Origin of the sequence: Halolamina sediminis (assembly GCF_001282785.1) — an archaeon.
Taxonomy (GTDB): Archaea; Halobacteriota; Halobacteria; order Halobacteriales; family Haloferacaceae; genus Halolamina; species Halolamina sediminis.
This window is the reverse complement of record NZ_CVUA01000001.1, coordinates 697623-716080: the sequence shown is the minus strand read 5'-3', so window position 1 is coordinate 716080 and position 18458 is coordinate 697623. Positions and strand designations below refer to the sequence as shown.

At 68.8% G+C, this 18458-nt stretch carries 17 protein-coding genes; 7 read left to right on the top strand and 10 right to left on the bottom strand.

Annotated features, from left to right (window positions below):
* Positions 1–16: 16 nt before the first annotated feature.
* Positions 17–358 carry an Hsp20/alpha crystallin family protein gene (locus tag BN1959_RS03650; protein ID WP_053947354.1) on the top strand — a complete coding sequence of 114 codons (342 nt, stop codon included), beginning with the start codon at positions 17–19 and terminating at the stop codon, positions 356–358.
* Here the strand turns inward: BN1959_RS03650 and BN1959_RS03645 are convergent.
* The 3 genes from BN1959_RS03645 to BN1959_RS03635 form a co-directional block, all read right to left on the bottom strand.
* The gene (locus BN1959_RS03645; protein WP_053947353.1) at positions 355–1236 is read right to left on the bottom strand and encodes an ATP-grasp domain-containing protein; all 882 of its coding nucleotides are present in this window, start codon (positions 1234–1236) and stop codon (positions 355–357) included. The genes BN1959_RS03650 and BN1959_RS03645 overlap by 4 nt on opposite strands.
* A 570-nt stretch (positions 1237–1806) precedes the next feature.
* Positions 1807–3621 carry a ribosome biogenesis/translation initiation ATPase RLI gene (locus BN1959_RS03640; RefSeq protein WP_053947352.1) on the bottom strand — a complete coding sequence of 605 codons (1815 nt, stop codon included), beginning with the start codon at positions 3619–3621 and terminating at the stop codon, positions 1807–1809.
* Complete coding sequence (locus tag BN1959_RS03635) at positions 3621–3932, bottom strand: EMC6-like membrane protein (protein ID WP_053947351.1); 312 nt, start codon at positions 3930–3932, stop codon at positions 3621–3623. The genes BN1959_RS03640 and BN1959_RS03635 overlap by 1 nt, the downstream gene beginning before the upstream one ends.
* A 114-nt stretch (positions 3933–4046) precedes the next feature.
* On the opposite strand from BN1959_RS03635, the gene BN1959_RS03630 reads away from it, so the two are divergent.
* Positions 4047–4331: a MarR family transcriptional regulator gene (locus BN1959_RS03630; RefSeq protein ID WP_053949308.1), complete on the top strand. Its 285-nt coding sequence runs from the start codon at positions 4047–4049 to the stop codon at positions 4329–4331.
* Positions 4332–4411: 80 nt separating this feature from the next.
* Here the strand turns inward: BN1959_RS03630 and BN1959_RS03625 are convergent, their stop codons facing one another.
* The gene (locus BN1959_RS03625) at positions 4412–5008 is read right to left on the bottom strand and encodes a riboflavin synthase (RefSeq protein WP_053947350.1); all 597 of its coding nucleotides are present in this window, start codon (positions 5006–5008) and stop codon (positions 4412–4414) included.
* Positions 5009–5099: 91 nt separating this feature from the next.
* Between BN1959_RS03625 and BN1959_RS03620 the strand changes: the two genes are divergently transcribed.
* Complete coding sequence (locus BN1959_RS03620) at positions 5100–5351, top strand: DUF7533 family protein (protein ID WP_053947349.1); 252 nt, start codon at positions 5100–5102, stop codon at positions 5349–5351.
* Between the two features lie 189 nt (positions 5352–5540).
* Here BN1959_RS03620 and BN1959_RS03615 read toward each other — a convergent pair whose 3' ends face one another.
* The 3 genes from BN1959_RS03615 to BN1959_RS14975 form a co-directional block, all read right to left on the bottom strand.
* Positions 5541–6764, bottom strand: coding sequence for a M24 family metallopeptidase (locus BN1959_RS03615; protein WP_053947348.1), 1224 nt, complete (start codon positions 6762–6764; stop codon positions 5541–5543).
* Positions 6761–8632 carry a UvrD-helicase domain-containing protein gene (locus tag BN1959_RS03610; RefSeq protein ID WP_053947347.1) on the bottom strand — a complete coding sequence of 624 codons (1872 nt, stop codon included), beginning with the start codon at positions 8630–8632 and terminating at the stop codon, positions 6761–6763. The genes BN1959_RS03615 and BN1959_RS03610 overlap by 4 nt, the downstream gene beginning before the upstream one ends.
* 72 nt (positions 8633–8704) lie before the next feature.
* Positions 8705–8878 (bottom strand): HVO_0416 family zinc finger protein, encoded by a 174-nt coding sequence (locus BN1959_RS14975; protein ID WP_202594637.1) that lies wholly within the window; start codon positions 8876–8878, stop codon positions 8705–8707.
* A gap of 189 nt (positions 8879–9067) precedes the next feature.
* On the opposite strand from BN1959_RS14975, the gene BN1959_RS03605 reads away from it, so the two are divergent.
* On the top strand, positions 9068–10414 hold the full coding sequence (locus tag BN1959_RS03605) for an alkaline phosphatase family protein (RefSeq protein WP_053947346.1): 1347 nt from the start codon (positions 9068–9070) through the stop codon (positions 10412–10414).
* A gap of 553 nt (positions 10415–10967) precedes the next feature.
* Here the strand turns inward: BN1959_RS03605 and BN1959_RS03600 are convergent.
* Together BN1959_RS03600 and BN1959_RS03595 are read right to left on the bottom strand one after the other, a co-directional pair.
* Positions 10968–11630 (bottom strand): ArsR/SmtB family transcription factor, encoded by a 663-nt coding sequence (locus BN1959_RS03600; RefSeq protein ID WP_053947345.1) that lies wholly within the window; start codon positions 11628–11630, stop codon positions 10968–10970.
* Positions 11631–11740: 110 nt separating this feature from the next.
* Positions 11741–14044 carry a hypothetical protein gene (locus tag BN1959_RS03595; RefSeq protein ID WP_053947344.1) on the bottom strand — a complete coding sequence of 768 codons (2304 nt, stop codon included), beginning with the start codon at positions 14042–14044 and terminating at the stop codon, positions 11741–11743.
* 87 nt (positions 14045–14131) lie between these two features.
* On the opposite strand from BN1959_RS03595, the gene gpmI reads away from it, so the two are divergent.
* The gene (gpmI, locus tag BN1959_RS03590) at positions 14132–15661 is read left to right on the top strand and encodes a 2,3-bisphosphoglycerate-independent phosphoglycerate mutase (protein ID WP_053947343.1); all 1530 of its coding nucleotides are present in this window, start codon (positions 14132–14134) and stop codon (positions 15659–15661) included.
* Here the strand turns inward: gpmI and BN1959_RS03585 are convergent, their stop codons facing one another.
* The gene (locus BN1959_RS03585; RefSeq protein WP_053947342.1) at positions 15662–16300 is read right to left on the bottom strand and encodes a TVP38/TMEM64 family protein; all 639 of its coding nucleotides are present in this window, start codon (positions 16298–16300) and stop codon (positions 15662–15664) included.
* A 102-nt stretch (positions 16301–16402) separates the two neighbouring features.
* Here BN1959_RS03585 and BN1959_RS03580 point away from each other — a divergent pair, with 102 nt between their 5' ends.
* Complete coding sequence (locus BN1959_RS03580; protein WP_053947341.1) at positions 16403–17296, top strand: substrate-binding domain-containing protein; 894 nt, start codon at positions 16403–16405, stop codon at positions 17294–17296.
* A gap of 49 nt (positions 17297–17345) precedes the next feature.
* Positions 17346–18455 carry an ArsA family ATPase gene (locus tag BN1959_RS03575; RefSeq protein WP_053947340.1) on the top strand — a complete coding sequence of 370 codons (1110 nt, stop codon included), beginning with the start codon at positions 17346–17348 and terminating at the stop codon, positions 18453–18455.
* The last annotated feature ends 3 nt before the right edge of the window (positions 18456–18458 follow it).

The window sequence follows — 18458 nt, the reverse complement described above, 5'->3', positions numbered from 1 at the left end:
TGATGTACGGACGCCCATGCGTAGGGACGACCGCGAAGACCCGTTCGGCGACATCTTCGACGAGATCGAGCGGATGATGGGTGGTGGCCCGGAGGACGACGGCGCCGACGCGCACGTCGACGCCTTCGACGAGGGCGACCAGCTCCGGCTCGTCGCGGACCTCCCCGGCGCGGAGAAAGAGGAGATCTCGCTGCAGTGTGACGGCGAGACGCTGACGATCGCCGCCGGCGAGTACCGCGAGCGCGTGCGGCTCCCGACCCGAGTCGACGAACACTCCGCGGAGGCGACGTTCAACAACGGCGTACTCGAAGTCAGCTTCGAGAAGCTCGACGACGCCGCCGACATCGACCTCTCCTAGCGGCTCTCGGCCGTCTTCCGGATCAATTCTGCCAACTGATCGTAGAACTCCGGCTCGTACTTCGTCGCATCGTCGACGGTCGGGCGCGCGTTGGTCTCGTTGACCACGAGCCGGTCGTCGGTTTCGAGCAGATCCACGCCGAGGTAGTCGATCTCCAGCACGTCGGCCGTTCTCTCTGCGAGTTCGCGAGCATCTTTCGAGAGCGAGACGCCCTCGGCGACTGCGCCGCGGTGGACGTTGTGTTTCCACTTGCCCGCGGCGGTCTCGGACTCGGGCAGCCGGCGCTCCACGGCGCCGGCGTACTCGCCGTCGACGATCATCGCGCGGTAATCACGGGCGTCGGGGAGGTACTCCTGGAGCAGGAACGATCGGTCGCCGGTCGCCCGGAAGTCGTGGACGAGGTCGAGGTAGTCAGTCACGCCGAGCAGCGAGTCCGGATCCGCCACGCGGGCGACGCCGACGCCGCGGGTGGTGGAGTTGGGTTTGATGACGAGCTCTGCGGCGTCGACACGGGCCTGGAGGCTCTCGGCCGCGGCGGCAACACTCTCGTCTTCGACGGGGTTCGAGACCAGCGTCGTCTCGGGGGTCGGGATATCGGCCGCCGAGAGCGCGGCGAGCACCTCCGCCTTGTTGCGGGAGGTGAGGATCGCCTCGCGGTCGTTCACCCACGGGACGCCGAGCGCGACCGCGACGGCGCCGCCCTCCATCAAGCGTGACGGGAAGACGAGACCCGCGTCGACGCTCGGGAGGTCGGGCGAGGAGAGCGAGAGCGTGCGCTCGCTGGCGCGGACGGGGACCACCTCGATGTCGCGCTCGGCGAGGGGGTCGCGGATGCGCTCGTAGGTTTCTCGCTGGGTTGCGACGGCGAGCCGGAGCATCTTCTGTATGGATGTCGGGGTCGCGATGGGGTATAGCTTCGTGGTATCGGTGGGGTTGTTTGCTTGAGGTTCTGGGAAACGTGATTCCGAGTGAGTGGACGACAACACCGTGAAAGCCCCTGCCCGCTCGGCTCGGGGGCCTCGCTGCGCTCCTCGGTCGCTCCGCTCCCTGCGGTGCTTGCGTCGGCCGCCGTCGCCGAGCGGGCAGCCCCTTTCAGTCCCACCCGACAGCACAGCCCACACGCCTCCCCAGCCGACTCCTTCCCTCGCTTCGCTCGGTCAGTCGTCCCTCGCGCGCTCGTTCGCGCACGGAGGGGCTCACGTCGCGCGCCACCGCCGGCTGCGGTGCGGTGGCGGTGGACGCCTCGCGAGCGCCAATTACGGCGCTCGCGGGGGGAGGGGTGGGGACTCGGTGCTGCGCCGGACCCTGTGTCCGGCGCACTGCGGTCGCAAGTGGCCATGCTTCGAGATGCTGTTGCCGTCGCGGTCGCTGGGCAAACCCACTGGTACCGGTCCCGACGGCTGGTCGAGCAACCAAACAACGAGGGAATCACCGAAAACGACCGAGAATCAGTCCGAGTAGTAGTACTCGCCGTTCCGCTTCTGCTCGCGGTCCTTCTGACTCCCCGGCTTGTTGATCCGCGGCCGCCCCGTGCGCTCGTCGCGGCGGAACGTGATGTCCAGATCCGCGAGGAAGTCGTTCATCCCCGCGCGCATCTCCTGTGGCGGGCGGGCGGTCCCGTGCTGGGCGGGCTCGCCGTCGAACACCATCAGGCGGTCCGACAGCAGGTCGATCATGTAGATGTCGTGGTCGATCACCATCGCCGTCGCGTCGTGGTTCTCGGTGTACCGGCGGATCGCCGAGGTAGCCTGCACGCGCTGCTCCACGTCGAGGTGGGCCGAGGGCTCGTCGAGCAGGTAGAGGTCGGCGTCCTCCGAGAGACACGCCGCGATCGCGACGCGCTGGCGCTCCCCGCCCGAGAGGTCGTCGAGGTTCTGCTCCATGATCCCCTCCAGCTGGAGCGGCTGGGCGATCTCGGTGTTCCAGTAGGAGGAGCCAAACTGGTCGGTGATCGAGGAGAGGAACGCGTCGACACGCATCGGCTGATCGATCTCGATGTACTGCGGCTTGTACGCGATGTCGAGCCGCGTGTCGAGTTCACCCTCGTCGGGCGCCAGCGCGCCGGTGAACATCTTCGCGAGCGTCGACTTCCCGATCCCGTTCGGGCCGACGACGCCCAGCACCTCCGACTCGTAGATCGTCCCGGACTCGACGTCGAGCGAGAACTCGCCCTCGCCGTAGGACTTGCGCATCTCGGGGTACTCGACGAGGGGCTCGCCCTTCGTCGCGGCACGCGGCGCGTGCTGCTCGAAGGTGATCTCCTCGGGGCGGATGCGCATGTTCTCGTTGTCGAGGTAGCCCGTGAGGTACTCGTTGATGCCGTTGCGGACCGACTTGGGGTCGGTGACGACGCCGTACGCCCCGGGTTCCCCGTAGGTGATGTGGAGCGTGTCCGCAAGCAGGTCGAGGATCGCGAGGTCGTGCTCGACGACGAGCATCGAGCGCTCGCCGGAGTCGGCCATCTCGCGGATCAGCCGTGCGGCGGTCATCCGCTGACTGATGTCGAGGTAGGGGGTGATCTCGTCGAGGAAGTAGAAGTCGACGTCGCGGGCCAGCGCCGCCGCGATCGCGACGCGCTGGAGCTCCCCGCCCGAGATGGAGTCGATGTCCTGATCCATCACCGGCCGGATCGAGAGCTCGTCGACGAGGTAGTCGAGTTCGCCCCGCTCGTCGGTCCGTTCGAGCAGCTGCCGGACCTCGCCGTCGAACTGGTTGGGGATCTGGTCGACGTACTGGGGCTTGCGCGCGACGGAGATCTCGCCGTCGATCAGGTCCTGGAGGTACGTCTGGAGCTCCGTGCCGCGGTAGCGGTCGAGCACCGCCTCCCAGTCGGCCTCCCCCTCGAACTCGCCGAGGTTCGGCGTCATCTCGCCGGCCAGCGCGTGGACGGCAGTCGACTTCCCGATCCCGTTCGGGCCGAGGATCCCGGTGACGTTCCCCGGCTCGGGCGTCGGCAGCCCGTACAACGAGAACGCGTTCTCGCCGTAGCGGTGAACCGGCTCCTGGTCGAGCTCCGACGGGAGGTTGATGATCTCGATCGCGTCGAACGGACACTTCTCGACGCAGATCCCGCAGGACTCACCCAGACAGATCTCCTCGGAGATGTGGATCTGGTCGGGGTCGCCCTCGTCGGCGTCCTCACCCCGGAGCGTGATGCACTCCTTGCCCGTCCGGTTGGGCGGGCAGAAGTTCTGACACTCGTAGTTACATCGGTCGGGCTGGCAGCGGTCCAGATCCACGACCGCGATACTGTCGCTCGACATCAGAAGCTCACTCCGGTCGAGAGCACGACGGTGTAGCTCAGGAACCAGAGCGCGAACGTCATGAACGCGATGTAGAGGTTGTCCTTGATCCCGAACTCGCCGATGTCGACGCCGATCGCGTAGAGGATCGGCTGCTGGACGATCACGAACGCCGCGACGACCGCCAGCTGGGTCGTCATCCCCACCGACGTGGGGTCGGCGAACACCACCCCGCTCACGGCGGTCGCGACCACGCCGGACAGACAGGCGAGGGTCGTGACGGTCACCCCGCGGACGTGATCCGAAAGCCCGCGAGAACTCTCCGTAGCCATGGGCGCGACTCCGTGGCGCGCCGACAAAAGGAGTTCGCTTGGACCCCAGACAGTGCTGGGGTGCGTCACCAGTCCACGAAGATTTATCCCGGTGGAGGGTTTCGATCCGAAATGATGACCGAGACAGACGAGGAGGCCCTCGACGACCTCCCGCCAAGCGCCAAGCTCGTGTTCAAAGTGCTCGAGTACGACGGTCCGCTGACCCAGAAGGGGATCGTCGAGGAGTCGATGCTCTCCGCTCGGACGGTCCGGTACGCGCTCGAACGCCTGGAGGGGATCGGCGTCGTGGACGAGGACGTCTACTTCGCCGACGCCCGCCAGAACCTCTATCAGCTGAACCCACCAGAGCCGATGCAGGCTGACTGCGGCGCCGACGCTTGCTCGGGCCAAGCCGACTGATCGGCTCGCCGAACGCCTACTGACCGGCTCGCCGAACGCCTACTGACCGGCTCGCCGAACGCCTACTGACCGTCGCGCGCTCACTGGTAGCCTTGCGTCATCCGCTCGACGTACTTCGCGACCACGTCGACCTCCAAGTGGACCGGGTCGCCAACCGACTTCTCCGACAGCGTCGTGATCTCTCGGGTGGCGGGAATGATCGCGACTTCGAAGCGCCCCTCGTCGCGCTCGGCGACGGTGAGGCTGATCCCGTCGACCGCGATCGATCCCTTCGAGACGACGTACTGGCTGACCGACTCGGGCAGCGAGAACGTGTAGCGCCAGTCCTCGCCGACCTGCTCGATCGCTTCGACCGTCGCCGTGGTGTCGACGTGACCCTGAACCACGTGCCCGTCGAAGCGGCCGTCCGCCGGGAGCGCGCGCTCGACGTTGACGGCGTCCTCGACGCCGAGCTCGCCGAGGTACGTTTTCTCGACCGTCTCCGCCGCGAGGAACACCTCGAACCAACCCCCCTCCGGATCGAACGCCTCGACGGTCAGGCAAACGCCGCTGACGCTGATCGACTGGCCGTGGTGGAGATCGTCCAGCCCGGACGCCGCGACAGTGAGGCGGCGCCCGTCTTCGGTCTCGCTCACGTCGGTGATCTCGCCCGTCCGCTCGACGATGCCGGTGAACACGCCCGATACTCCGCGGTGGCGTCTCAAGAGCGTTTCCACTCTCAGTTCTGTGGCGGGAACGTTTTGGCCGCCGCCCATCTACGCCCGGGTGATGCGACTCGGCCTGTTGGAGACCGTCGGCGTCGCGGGCAGCCTCGTGTTCGCGATCCCGTTGGGAATCTACGCGGTCGAGCGACTGCTCGGCGGCGACACCGCCGTCGGCGGAGCCTTTCTCGCGATCGCGGCGCTGATGGTGCTACTCCCCAAGTATCTGACCACGCCCGGCGACCTGCCGGGGATGGCCGCCGAGCGCGCGGTCGAAGGGGTCGTCACCAACCCCGAGGAGTCGGACGAGGAGCAGTAGATCGCCGAGAGCGGTGGCTCCCGACCGTGGCGGACAGACGGCGCACGTCGACGCTGACGGGAGCTGGCAGTCGGATGTCGTCCGACGATGCCGCAGGAGGTGCGCCGTTCTCCCGCCCGGATCACCCTGCGGCCGCGTTCAGGCCACGAGGCGGTTGGCCGCGTTCTCCCTCAAAAAGTCGAGGACGCGTTACTCGGGAGACGTCGGCGTGAACCGGACGGGGTAGGTCGCCAGCCGTTCGTAGCCGTTTTCGGTGACAGCGACGAGGTCTTCGATCCGGACGCCGCCGATCTCCGGGTCGTAAACGCCCGGTTCGATCGTGATCACGTTCCCCGGTTCCAGCGGCGTCTCGACCCGCAGTGATGGCCCCTCGTGGAGGCTGACGCCGACGCCGTGTCCCACGCCGTGGGTGAGACCGACCTCGTCCGAGTCGATACGGAAGCCGTGGGCGGTGAGTTCGGCGGCGGCCTCCTCGTGGACCGTTCCGGCCGTCACGCCCGCTTCGACGTGTTCGAGGGCGGTCTCGTGTGCCTGCTCGACCGCGACGAACGCGCGGCGTTCCCAGCCGCCCTCGCTTGCGACGGCGAACGTCCGGGTGAGGTCGCCGTAGTAGCCGTGCGGGCCGCGCGGGGAGATATCGAGCAGCACCGTCTCGCCCGGGGCGACGTGGTCGCTCCCGGTGTAGTGGAGATCCGCGGCGGTCGAACCGGCGCCGACAACCGTGTTTTCCGCGCTCCGAACACCGTGACGCGCCATCTCCGCGTCGACCTCACGGCGCAGGCGTTCGGTCGTGAGCGGGTCGCCCTCGAACAGCAGATCGTCGCCGTCTGGTTCGGCGGCCGCGAGGACCGCTTCGGCGCGGGCCATGCCGCGGCAGGTGACTGCCTGTACTCGGCGGAGGCAAGCGAGTTCGGCCTCGGTCTTCCGTTCACGGGCGTCGGCGACGGCAGTCGTGGACCGGAGCTCGTAGCCGGCGTTTTCGAGGTAGAGCGCGGCGTCGTGTGGGATGCTCGCCGGAGTGAGAACCGTCGAGTCGGCGGCGGCGGGAGCGAGGTCGTCGACCGCGGCGGCTGCGCGGACGCCCGCGGGACCGCGCTGTTTCTCCGTCCGAATCTCGCGGGCGATCCCGTCGTCGGGAGCGCCGCGGACGAACTCCCGTTCGGCCTGCTCGTCGAACAGCGCCGGCGCGGTCAGTGCGGCCCGGTCCGGCGTCACGACGACGGCGTACGCCCGGTCCGGGCCGACGAACCGTGAGAGGTACCGCACGTCGTCGTCGAAGCGGTCGCCGACGGCGACGAACCCGGCGGCGTCGGCCTCCTCGACCGCCGCTGCGATCGGCGATAGGTCAGTTCCGGGAGCGGGGGGGTGGTCCGGAGAAACGTCGGGGGCTCCGGGCGCGAGCGCCGGCGTCACGGCTCCGGTTCGGGCGCCTCCAGGGACTCCTGTACCTCGTCGATCAGCTCCGACGGCGGCTCGTCTCTGAGCTCGTTGAACAGCACCACGCTGATCGGCAGCGTCGGCGCGCCGGTGACGAGGTTCTCCATCAGGACGAGCCGCTCGCGTGCCCGGGACATCCCGACGTAGAACACGCGGCGCTCGTTGTCAGTGAGGACCGGTACGGGGTCAGTCGTCTTGGTGAACTCCTCCTCACCCGGCGTTTCGAGCCCCTGCTGGTCGGCCTGGGCGGCCATCTGCTCGACCACCTTCTCGGTGAGGTCGGTCGCGACGAACACGTGGTCGGCCTCGCGGCCCTTCGCGGAGTGGATCGTGCCGACGCGGACGCGGTCGGGGTCCATCTTCCGGTAGTCGCCCTCGAAGTACGCCTTCATCGACTTGCGCTGGAACGAAGTGATCTTCCGGGCCATGTCCGCGGCGCTTCGCGGACCGGGCATGAACGGCACCGCGTCCTCGACGGCGTCGGGCGCGACCGGGATCTCCGCGAGGTCGTCCTCCGCGGACTGCTCCTCGACCTCGTCGATGAGGTCGTAGAGGTCGTCGCGGTCGCCGCTGCCGAAGGCAGACTCCTGGAGTATATCCGCCAGCCGGCGAGCCTGGAGCGCGGTGAGACGTTCGCCGGCGTCGACGGCCTCGATCGCCCGCACGTAGTCGGTCAGCCGGTCGGTCCAGAGCCGCTGGTCGGTCAGCGAGGAGAAGGGCATCCCCTCGTCGATGAACTCGTCGACGAAGTCGAACATCTGGTAGCGGGCCCGGAACAGCAGCATCACGCTCCCGTCGCCGTCCTCGCGGGCGTTCTCCTGCTCGATCGTGTGCCGGACGTTCCGGACGAGTTCGAGCATCGACGGCGACTCCGCAGCCTCCACGGCGCCGCCCTCCTTCCGCGGTCGGAGATCCTTCTCCTGTCGCTTGTCGATGTGGCGGATCTCTTTGTTGACGACGTTGAGCACGCGGGAGGGGAGGCGGTAGGAGTTGGGGAGCACCACGTCCTCGTCGACGTCCTCGTCGAGCAGCAGGTCGGGGTCGGCGCCCTGCCACGCGTACACGACCTGGTCGTCGTCGCCGGCGATCAGCGCCTTCTCCAGGTGGGGTTTCCACTCCTCGTACACCTTGGACTGTAGCGTCGTGATGTCCTGGAACTCGTCGATGATCAGGTAGTCGACGTTGGGCTGGAGCGAGCGCTGGGCGACGCGTTCGAGCATGTCGGCGAAGCCGATGACGCTGTTCTCGCCCTTGTAGTTGCGCCAGCCGCGGATCGCCTCGGGCACGTCGAGGCGGTCGTCGTCCGAGGGCCACGTCGGCGTGTACTTGTTTCCCTCCTGTGCGTTGGGGTCGATGTCCGGCGGGAGGCGGACCTCCTCCACATCCCACTTGAACGGCACGTCGTACCAGTCCGCGACGTCGCGGTCGGTACGCTGGAGCCACTGGGAGGTTGCGATCACCTTGTTACCCAGCGTCGTCGACCGGGCGGTCCGCCGGCCGGCGCCCGATTTCTCGTCCTCGTACTCGACGCCGTACTCCTCACAGAACTCCTCCTTGTCGCTCTCGCCGACCACGTCGCCCCGCGAGAGGTCGAGCAGTTCGTACGCCTTCGCGTGCATCGTACAGACGTTCCCCTGCAGCGCCCGCGGCGACGTGTCGAGCCGTTCGGCCAAGCGCTCGCGGATCTCCGCGGCGGCCGCACGGGTGTAAGAGACCACGAGAACGTCCCGAACGGTGACGTCCTCGTCCTCCAACAGCCCCTCGACCCGATCGAGGAGGGCCGTCGTCTTCCCGCTCCCGGGGCCGCCGAACAGGCGTGTGACGTGCGCGTCCGTCTCGGTCATTGGAGGCTACACGGGCCCATCCCCCATAAGGGAGTGGGTTCGCGAGAAAGGCGAAGAGGGCGCGTCAGTGACTCAGGGGCGCCAGCCACAGACCGAACACTCCACCGCGTTGGACTCGTGAAGGCCGCCGCAGTCCGGACACTGTTTCTTGTTATAGGACTCCTCCCATCCCCGTGTGTCGTGCCCGCGATCTTCGAGGAACTCGTCGAACAGTTCGTCGGCGGAGTGCTGCTCTGACGTCGCCATGCATGTCACAGTATGTCACACTACTAGATAAATCTTGTGCCCCCATGTCACACCACCGGCGTCGATGCCGACACACTTTCGGCGCCGATGTCTGCCACCCCCGGTATCGACGTCGTCGAGCGATCGACCGCGGGCCGGAAACGCTCCGTAGAGGGAAGGTTCTTAAGGTGCTCGGCGGTACGACCACCTATGGGACTGTTCGACCGACTCCGGGGCGAGGGCGATCCCCGGGTCGTCTTTCTCGGTATCGACGGCGTACCGTTCAGTCTGCTGGACGACCACCCCGACGAGTTCCCGAACTTCGCCGCGCTCGCCGAGGAGGGGAGCGCCGGTCCGATCGACAGCATCGTCCCGCCAGAGTCGAGCGCCTGCTGGCCGTCGCTCACGACGGGCGTCAATCCCGGCGAGACCGGCGTCTACGGCTTCCAAGACCGCGAGATCGGCACGTACGACACGTACGTCCCGATGGGCCGAGACGTGCAGGCGACGCGGCTCTGGGACCGCGTCGCCAACGACGGCCGCGACGCGACGGTGCTGAACGTCCCCGTGACGTTCCCGCCCCAGCGCAACGTCCAGCGCATGGTGTCGGGCTTTCTCTCGCCCTCGGTCGAGAAGGCCGCCTACCCCGACGAGCTCGCGGAGTACCTCCAGTCGATCGACTACAAGATCGACGCCGACGTGAAGCAGGGCCACGACGACAAGTCGGCGTTCATGGACGACGCCCACGCGACGCTCGATAAGCGCTACGAGGCGTTCAAACACTACCTCGATCAAGACGACTGGGACCTGTTCTTCGGCGTGTTCATGACGACCGACCGGGTGAACCACTTCCTGTTCGAGGACTACGAGCGCGACGGGCCCGAGAAGGAGGCGTTCATGGAGTTCTACCGGCAGGTCGACGAGTACATCGGGAAGATCCGCGAGGACCTCCCCGACGACGCCACGCTGGTCGTCGCCTCCGACCACGGGTTCACCAGCCTCGACTACGAGGTCCACCTCAACGAGTGGCTGGAGCAGGAGGGCTGGCTCTCCTACCAGGACGACGACCACGACGAGCTCGGTGATCTCGCCGACGACACGCGGGCGTACTCGCTGATCCCGGGCCGGTTCTACATCAACCTCGAGGACCGCGAGCCCCGCGGGAGCGTCCCCGAGGAAGAGTACGACGAGGTCCGCGACGAGCTCAAGGCAGAACTCGAAGCGCTCGAAGGGCCCGACGGGCAGAAAGTCTGTGAGCGCGTCGTCGAGAAGGAGCAGGCGTTCCGCGGCGACCACGACGACATCGCGCCGGATCTGGTGGCCATCCCCAACCACGGGTTCGACCTCAAGGCCGGCTTCACCGGCGGCACCGACGTGTTCGCCGACGGCCCCCGGAACGGGATGCACAGCTTCGACAACGCCTCGTTGTTCATCGACACGCCCGATGCGGACATCGAGGACAGCGACCTGCTCGACATCGCGCCGACGATCCTCGACCTGATGCAGCTCGACTTCACCCGGACGGAGTTCGACGGCGCGAGTCTCGTTCGGAGCTGACTCTCGGGTCGTCGTGTTCGTACTTTTCTGAAGCGAGGGTGTTTCGTATCGACGCTCGATCTCGGCGGCAAGAGTAGCTCGATTTGTTGACTTCTGGGACAGCGACCGCCACAGCAACAGCATCTCGACGCGAGACTGCTTGCGACCGCAGTGCGCCGAGTCCCCACCCCTCCCCCGCGGGCCGGCGACCGGTGCCGTCATCAGAAATCGGAGATTTCTGATTGGCAGACGAGAGCTTCGCTCTCGTCGACGGCCGCGCGGCGTCCACCGCTACCGCACCGCCGCGGCGGTCGGCGCGCGACGAGAGCCCCTCCGTGGGCGAACGAGCGCGCGAGGTCCTCGTGAGTGAACCGAGCGAGGGCACGAGGGAGTTCCGCTCCCTCGGAGGACGAGTGACTGAGCGGTAGCGAAGGAACGAGTCGGCCGGGGAGGATTGAGGGCTGTGCGGTGCGGTTACAAGTGGTCTACGATCGACCTGCTGTTGCTGTCGGAACACCCATCGAAGGAAAACACCCCGAACCTGTTGCTGTCGGAACCTCCTCAACGGGAACGTCTAAGCCAACTCCCACTCGCCCGCTTCGTCGACCTCCCGCAGCAGCCCGCGTTCGGTCAGCTGCTCCAGCCCGTCCTCGACGGCGGCCGTGTCGGCGTCGACCGCCTCCGCGATCGCCCGGAGCGACCCGTCGGTCGTGACGACCGCCGACAGCACCGCGGCGTAGAACCGCGAGTCCGCCTCGGCGCCGATGTGACCGTTGAGCCGGTCGAGCACCTCGTTCAGCCGGCCGTCGACCCAGCGCTGGGCCAGCGAGAGCTCGCGTTCGAGGCTCTGGAGGCGATCGAACTCCTTGGCTAGCCCCTCCAGCCCGTCGCCCTCGGGCCGGTCGTCGATGTCGATATCCAGATGCGAGCAGCGACCGGTCATGTCGAGGCCGCGGCTGGCGGGGTAGGCGCTCTTGGCGCCGAAGCTGTGCGGCGAGACGCTCACCTCCAGCCGGACCGCGCGGGCGATGTGGAAGTACTTCCGCCGCTGGTCGTCGGTGTGGCTCTCGACCAGCCCGGCCTCCTCCAGCTTCCGCAGGTGGTCGATGACGGCTTTCGGGCTCACGCCGAGGTACTCGCTGATCTCCGTGACGTAACAGGACTTATGCGAGAGCAACCGCAGGATGCGCCGGCGGTTCTCGTTGCCCAGGAGGTTCAGCAGTACCGCCGAGTCCATACTCGGGTTTGGCGGCAGGGAGCAAAAAGGCTGTCTCACTCGGGGACGGTCCCGATCCCGGCGACGGCGCCCGTTTTCCGGCCCGACGGCGCCCCGAACCCACCCCCCGGCTACGACGCCGTCTCCACGTCAGCCTCGATCGCCGCGTCGATCCGCGACCGAACGCTCGCCGTTCGACGGGTCACGAACGACGCCAGTTCGCCCGGGAGTCCCTCACCCTCGACGGACTCGTCGACGGTGGAGAGCCGCGTCCGGAGCGACTCCAGCCGACGGTCGGCGTCGTCCGGGCGGTCGTCGCGAGCGGCCGCCCGGGCGGCGACGGCGACCAGAACTGCGGCGTCGACGCGCCGAACGATGCCGGCGACACCGCCCCCGGGTCCGCCGTTGCCCTCGTTCCCGTTGTCATCGGCGTCCGTCTCGTCCGCCTCGTCGAGCAGGCTCTCGACCGCGTCATCGATCCCGTCGACGAGATCTCCGGCGTTCTCCCGTGCGGTCGCGACGACGCTCGCCACCCGCTCGTCGTCGATGTTCTGCCCGGTGGGCACGTCGTCGATATTCTCGTCGTCCCGCAGTGCTGCGGCCTGCAGCCGCGTCTCGACGAGGAACCGGAGCAGGAAATTGGTCAGCGCCGCCTTCCCCGTCTCGATCTCGGGGAGGTCGATCGCCTCGTCGTCGGCGTCGGGGTTGACCCGGCGCGCCCCTCGCCCACCCGAGTCGTCCCGGATCTCGGCGGTGTAGGCGCCTTCGCGGTGGACGTAGATGCCGAACCGCCCGCCCTCCCCCGGCGGGCGGCCGTCGTACACCGTGCCGGCGAAGTCGTCGTCGAGCGCGACTGATTCGAGGGTGGTCCCTTCGGCGCTCTCCCCGCGGATCTTCACGGCGTCCTCGTTGGCGCTCATCGGGATCGCGCCGTCGACCCCGGCGCGAGTCGTACCGCCCTCGTGGGTCAGTTTCTCGCTGTAGGGGGCCATTCCCGCGCCGTTGACGGTGAGTTGGTGCTCACCCTCCTCGGGGTCCTCCACGGCGAGTACGCCCGAGAACGAGGGGACGGCTTCGGGATCGCTCTCCAGCAGTGCGACGGTTTCGATCGAGGGCGTGAGCAGCGCGACGCCGTTGCTCCCCGGGGCGTCGTCGGCACCGGTCGCCTCCCGGACCGCCCCGAGGATGCGGCTCACGTCGCCCCCGGCCTCGATCGGCTCGTAGCGGTCGGCCAGCGCCGCCCGGTGTTGGGGGTCGCTGATGTCGGTCGCCGGGTTGTCGAATCGGGGCTGTTCCCACGGCACGCCGACGGTCGTGATGTGGCCCGAGATCGCGTTCTCGACGAACTCCGGGACGGTGAAGCTGAAGCTCAGCTGCGGGCCGGTGAACGCGTCAATGTGGCGGAGCTCCTCGGCGTCGACCAGCTCGTACCGCGCATCGGCGTCGGCGCTGGCGTCCGCACGGGTGTCCGGGACGAACGCCACGTCGCCCTCGCGTTCCGGGATGTCCGCAGGGGGGCTCGCGAGTTCGCCGTACGAATCGACGGTGAGCTCGTCCGGGACCAGATCCCCGGGGCGGACGTTCGGCAGTCGGTCGTGTTCCGGAAGCCGATCGCCGTCGTACTCCGGGATCGCGTAGGGGAGGATCAGCCCCTCGTCCCGCGGGAGCCCGTACGCGAGCGGGAGCGAGGCTTGACCGGAGATCACCTCGATCGGGTCGTTGCTGATGTCCGGCGCGAGCCCGTCGACGGCGGTGCGCTGGAACGTCGTCGGCCGGGCGTTCACCCCGAGCGTACTGGAGTGGGAGCCGACCTCGCTGATGATCGACGCGCGCCTCACGTCGGGGTCGAGGTGCTCGTTGTTCGGCACCTTCCGGGAGTGTGCCGAGGCGACGAACAGCACCGGCTCGCCCGTGTCAACGGACGCCGACTGGTCGGTGCCGGTGGTCGTCGATCCCTCGGTGTCCGAGATAGTCGCCGTGCCGTCCGCCGACCGGTCGACGAACACGTGCAACACCTCCCAGTCGTGCCAGTGGAAGTTGGTCGAGAACTGGTCGAACGCGGAGTAGATCCAGAACTGCACGCAGGACAGCGACGAGTCGGGGTAGTCGATGGCGTGGTAGAACACCGTCGGGTGGGGGTAGTCCGCCTCGCGACCGTCTTCGGTGTAGCCGTCGAGCGCGTCGAACCCGTCGACGATCGTCTCGCCGTCGCGCTCGGTCGCGTACTCGCGGGGGTCCGTGGCGGGCCACTGCTCGCGCGCGCCGTAGTACAGCGTCGGCGCGTGAGCCTCGGCCAGCCGGTGTGACTCCTCGGCCCCGATCGCGTCGGTGTCGGCCGGTTGCCCGCCGGAGAACATGTACGCGCCGCCCGCCGCCGCACCGCTGCCGGCGAAGAGCGCGAGCAGGCGGCGTCTGCCGAGCGCGTCCAGATCCATCGGTCGTTGATGCCGGTTCTCCGCGAACGGGTATGGGTCTGTCGGCCCACCGAAGGCGTGATACGCCGGCCAGCCCACCGCTCCCGCATGGACGCAGCACTCGTCGTTCTCGACGGCTGGGGGCTCGCCCCGGACGATCAGACCGGCCGGGACGCAGTCGGCGCGGCGGCGACGCCGAACTTCGACGCGCTCCGGGAAGCGGGGGCGTTCGGGACGATGACCGCCCACGGACGCCGGGTCGGGCTCCCCGAGGGACAGATGGGCAACAGCGAAGTCGGGCACACCCACCTCGGCGCCGGCCGCGTCGTCAAGCAGCCGTACACCCGGATCAACGACGCCATCGCAGCGGACGAACTCGACGACATCGACGCCATTAGCGACGCGTTCGCGTACGCCGCCGACCACGACGGCCGGGTCCACTTCGTGGGGCTGGTCAGCGACGGCGGCGTCCACTCCGACCAGGCGCACCTCCACGCGCTGATCGAACTCGCGGCCGAACGCGGCGTCGACGCCGTCACCCACGCGTTCACCGACGGGCGGGACACGGCACCGAGAAGCGGCGTCGAGTACCTCACCGAACTCCAAGAGGTCATCGGCGAGCACGAAACCGGCCACGTCGCCACCGTCACGGGCCGGTACTACGCGATGGACCGCGACCACAACTGGGAGCGAACCCGGGAGACGTACGACGCGATCGTAAATCGAAAGGCGCGATACGAAACCGACTCTGCGGTCGCCGCAGTCGAGGAGAGCTACGAGCGCGACGAGACGGACGAGTTCGTCGAGCCGACGCTGATCGCGGGCCGTCCAGCACTAGCGGACGGCGATTCGGTGATCGCGTTCAACTTCCGGGCCGACCGAACTCGGCAGCTCTGTCGGCTGCTCGGCGGGGTGAACACCGACGGCTGGCCGTTCGCGCTCGATCGCCCCGAGATCCGGCTGACGACGATGACGCGCTACGAGGAGACGTACCCGTTCCCCGTGGCGTTCCCGCCGAACGACCCCGAGCGGACGCTCGGGGAGGTGTGGGCCGAAAACGGGGAGTCCCAGCTCCGGGTCGCCGAGAGCGAGAAGGAGCCCCACGTCACCTACTTCTTCAACGGCGGCCGGGAGTCGCCGTTCGACGGGGAGCGACGCCGCATCGTCGCCTCACCCGACGTTGCCACGTACGACCTCCAGCCCGAGATGTCGGCGGCGGAGGTGACCGACGCCGCGGTCGCGACGATCGCCGACGACGAGCGCCACCCCGATGCGCTGGTGCTCAACTACGCCAACCCGGACATGGTGGGCCACACCGGCGACTTCGACGCCGCGGTCGCAGCGGTGGAGGCGGTGGACCGGGAACTCGGTCGGCTCGCGGACGCGGTCGCGGCGGCGGGCGCACACCTGCTCGTGACTGCCGACCACGGTAACGCAGACGACATGGGAACCCCTGAGTCGCCCCACACCGCTCACACGTTCAACCCCGTCCCGCTGATCTACGTCTCGCCCGAGGGCGACGCCGACGGCCGAACGATCCGCGAGCGGGGCTCGCTACCCGACGTGGCGCCGACGGTCCTCTCGCTGCTGGGGAGAGAGCAGCCCGAGGAGATGACCGGCGAGTCGCTGTTCGAGTAGCTAGCCCGCGTCCGCGCCGGCGAGGTGGCGGTACGCCGGCCCGGCGAGCAGGAGGACGGCGGCGACGCCGGCCGCGAGAATCAACTGCGAGTCGATGACGGCGCCCAACCCCTCCCGGAGCACGCGCTCGATCGACTGCCCGGCGACGATGCCGGCGACGGCCCACGGGAGCTCACCGATCGCGGTCCCCACGAGGAACGCCCGCAAGGGGACACCCGAGAGGCCGACCCCGACCGAGACGGCGTCCGAGGGCGCCGGGAGCAGACGGCTGACGATCACGCCGCGCAGGTCGCCCGTGGCGTCCATCGCTCGCGCGCCCGCGGTTGCGAACCGGCCGCCATCGGCGGATCGTCGGGCGAGCAGGAACGGCGGGACGCTGGTGAGCGCGATCAGCGCCAGCGCGATCGGGAGCCCGCGCAGCCCCCAACCGTAGCCGACGACGACGGCGATCAGCGTGGTCGGCCACGCGAGCAGCGGCCGGACCAGCGCCAGCGCGACGAGCGCGGCGGTAAAGCGCAGGGGGTCCGCGGCCAGCCAGTCCAGCCGGGCGAGCACCCACCGCGGCGAGGTGAGCGCGGCGCCCACCCCGACGGCGAGGAGGACTGCGAGCCCCAGTACCGCACGAGTGCGTCGCTGCACGGCCGTCCTCCTCGCCGGAGGGCGATGGGGCTTGTGGTCGCGAGTGAGAACCACTTTCAGTTACTTCAGTAGCTATTTGAAACGTCGAGCAGTTGTTCCGGCATGGACAGGCGCCGCTATCTGCAGGCCGTCGGCGTCGGCGGCACGCTGGCGCTCGCCGGCTGCACCGCCGGGTCGAGCGAGGGCGACACCGCCGGGTCCGACGGGACGGGGGCGCTCACTCTCGCGACGGCGACGACGGCGTACGACAGCGGGCTGCTCGACGCCGTCGTGCCGGGGTTCGAGGAGTCGTTCGGCGCCTCGGTTCGGACGCTGCCGCGCGGCACCGGCGGCTCGCTGGAGACCGCCCGCAACGGCGACTGCGATCTCGTCGTCGTCCACGCCCGGCCGCTGGAGGATCAGTTCGTTCGGTCGGGTCACGGCCTCAACCGTCGCAGGCTGATGGTCAACGACTTCCTGCTCGTCGGCCCGCCCGACGATCCTGCGGGCGTCGCGGGGAGCGACCCATCCACCGCCTTTCGCGCGATCGCCGACGCCGAAGCCGCGTTCGTCTCCCGGGGTGACCGCTCGGGCACCCACATCCGCGAGCAGCGCATCTGGGAGGCGGCGGCCGTCGACCCCGGCGGCGACTGGTACCGCGAGACCGGGCAGGGGATGGGCGACACGCTCGCCGTCGCCGAGGGAATGAGCGCGTACACGCTGACCGACCGCGGCACGTTCCTCACGGTGCGCGAGGGGTCGCTGACGGCCCACGTCGATCGAGGGATCGACGACCCGCCGGCGCTGCTGCGCAACGAGTACGCCGCCATCCCCACGAACCCGGCCCGCCACGACGTGGCGTACACGCTGGCGATGGCGTTCGTCGGCCACCTGACCGGGCCCGCGCGCTCGACGATCGGCGAGTTCCGCGTCGACGGCGAGCGGGCCTTCCGGCCGCTCGGAGCGCGGGAAACGCCGAAGTTCGGGCAGTACGTGCCGAGCGACTGGGCTCGGTGATCGTCCCCGGACCGAGAGACACACAAGGCCTCGTCGCCCACAGCCGGCAATGAGCGAGATCGACGTGGAGCCGGTCGACGCCGTCGAGGACGAGGAGTCCGTCGACGTGGCGTCGGCCAGCCACGACGCCCCCGAAACGCTCGACGTGGAAACTGCCCTCCCCGAGACTGTCGACGCGCCGGAGTACGTCCTCTACGGCGGGAAAGGCGGTGTCGGGAAGACTACCTGCGCCGCGGCGACGGCGCTTGCCTCCGCCGCAGCCGGGACGAAGACGCTCGTCGTGTCGACGGACCCCGCACACTCGCTGTCGGACACGCTCGACACCGACATCCCGGCCCACCCGAGCCGGCTCCGGGAGGACGTGCCGCTGTGGGGCGTCGAGATCGACCCCGACGCCGCGATGGAGGAGGGCTTCTTCGCCGCCCAGCAGGAGGAAGGCCCAGTCGGCGACCTCGCGGGGATGCTCGGCGACGGCGCGGGGATGGAGTCGCTGCTCGGCGGCACGATGCCCGGCGCCGACGAGGCCGCGGCGATGCAGAAGCTAATCGAGCACATGGACGACCCGCGGTTCGACCGCGTCGTCGTCGATACGGCGCCGACGGGGCACACGCTGCGGCTGCTCCAGCTCCCCGAGATGCTCGACACGATGGTCGGGCGAATGGTGAAGCTCCGCCAGCAGTTCTCCGGGATGATGGACGGCATCAAGGGCGTGTTCGGCGGCGACGACGAGGAAGGGGCGGGCAGGCAGGACCTCGACGAGCTCAAGGAGCGAATCGAACGCCTGCGCACGCTGCTTCGGGATCCCGAACGGACGGACTTCCGGGTGGTGATGGTGCCCGAGACGATGAGCGTCACCGAATCCGAACGCCTCGTCGAGCGCCTGGACGAGTTCGACATCCCGGTCAGCACGCTCGTGGTCAACCGCGTGATGGAGGATCCCGCCGACGTGGCGGATCTCGACGACGTCGACGACGGCTGGATCGTCACGCCCAATCTCGAGGAGTGTGAGTTCTGCCAGCGCCGGTGGTCGGTGCAACAGGACGCGCTGGGGCGAGCAAGCGACCTGTACCGCGGCCGCGACGTGAAGCGCGTGCCGCTGCTGGCCGACGACGTACGTGGGGAAGCTGCGTTGCGTGTGGTTGCGGCGTGTCTGGACTGATTA

Coding starts and splice junctions, on each gene's coding strand:
- BN1959_RS03600 (WP_053947345.1), bottom strand. CDS start 11,630: ATGGACTCGGCGGTACTGCTGAACCTCCTGGGCAACGAGAACCGCCGG.
- BN1959_RS03635 (WP_053947351.1), bottom strand. CDS start 3,932: ATGGCTACGGAGAGTTCTCGCGGGCTTTCGGATCACGTCCGCGGGGTG.
- BN1959_RS03640 (WP_053947352.1), bottom strand. CDS start 3,621: ATGTCGAGCGACAGTATCGCGGTCGTGGATCTGGACCGCTGCCAGCCC.
- BN1959_RS03595 (WP_053947344.1), bottom strand. CDS start 14,044: ATGGATCTGGACGCGCTCGGCAGACGCCGCCTGCTCGCGCTCTTCGCC.
- BN1959_RS03610 (WP_053947347.1), bottom strand. CDS start 8,632: ATGACCGAGACGGACGCGCACGTCACACGCCTGTTCGGCGGCCCCGGG.
- BN1959_RS03575 (WP_053947340.1), top strand. CDS start 17,346: ATGAGCGAGATCGACGTGGAGCCGGTCGACGCCGTCGAGGACGAGGAG.
- BN1959_RS03620 (WP_053947349.1), top strand. CDS start 5,100: ATGCGACTCGGCCTGTTGGAGACCGTCGGCGTCGCGGGCAGCCTCGTG.
- BN1959_RS03630 (WP_053949308.1), top strand. CDS start 4,047: ATGACCGAGACAGACGAGGAGGCCCTCGACGACCTCCCGCCAAGCGCC.
- BN1959_RS03605 (WP_053947346.1), top strand. CDS start 9,068: ATGGGACTGTTCGACCGACTCCGGGGCGAGGGCGATCCCCGGGTCGTC.
- BN1959_RS03645 (WP_053947353.1), bottom strand. CDS start 1,236: ATGCTCCGGCTCGCCGTCGCAACCCAGCGAGAAACCTACGAGCGCATC.
- BN1959_RS03580 (WP_053947341.1), top strand. CDS start 16,403: ATGGACAGGCGCCGCTATCTGCAGGCCGTCGGCGTCGGCGGCACGCTG.
- BN1959_RS03650 (WP_053947354.1), top strand. CDS start 17: ATGCGTAGGGACGACCGCGAAGACCCGTTCGGCGACATCTTCGACGAG.
- BN1959_RS14975 (WP_202594637.1), bottom strand. CDS start 8,878: ATGGCGACGTCAGAGCAGCACTCCGCCGACGAACTGTTCGACGAGTTC.
- gpmI (WP_053947343.1), top strand. CDS start 14,132: ATGGACGCAGCACTCGTCGTTCTCGACGGCTGGGGGCTCGCCCCGGAC.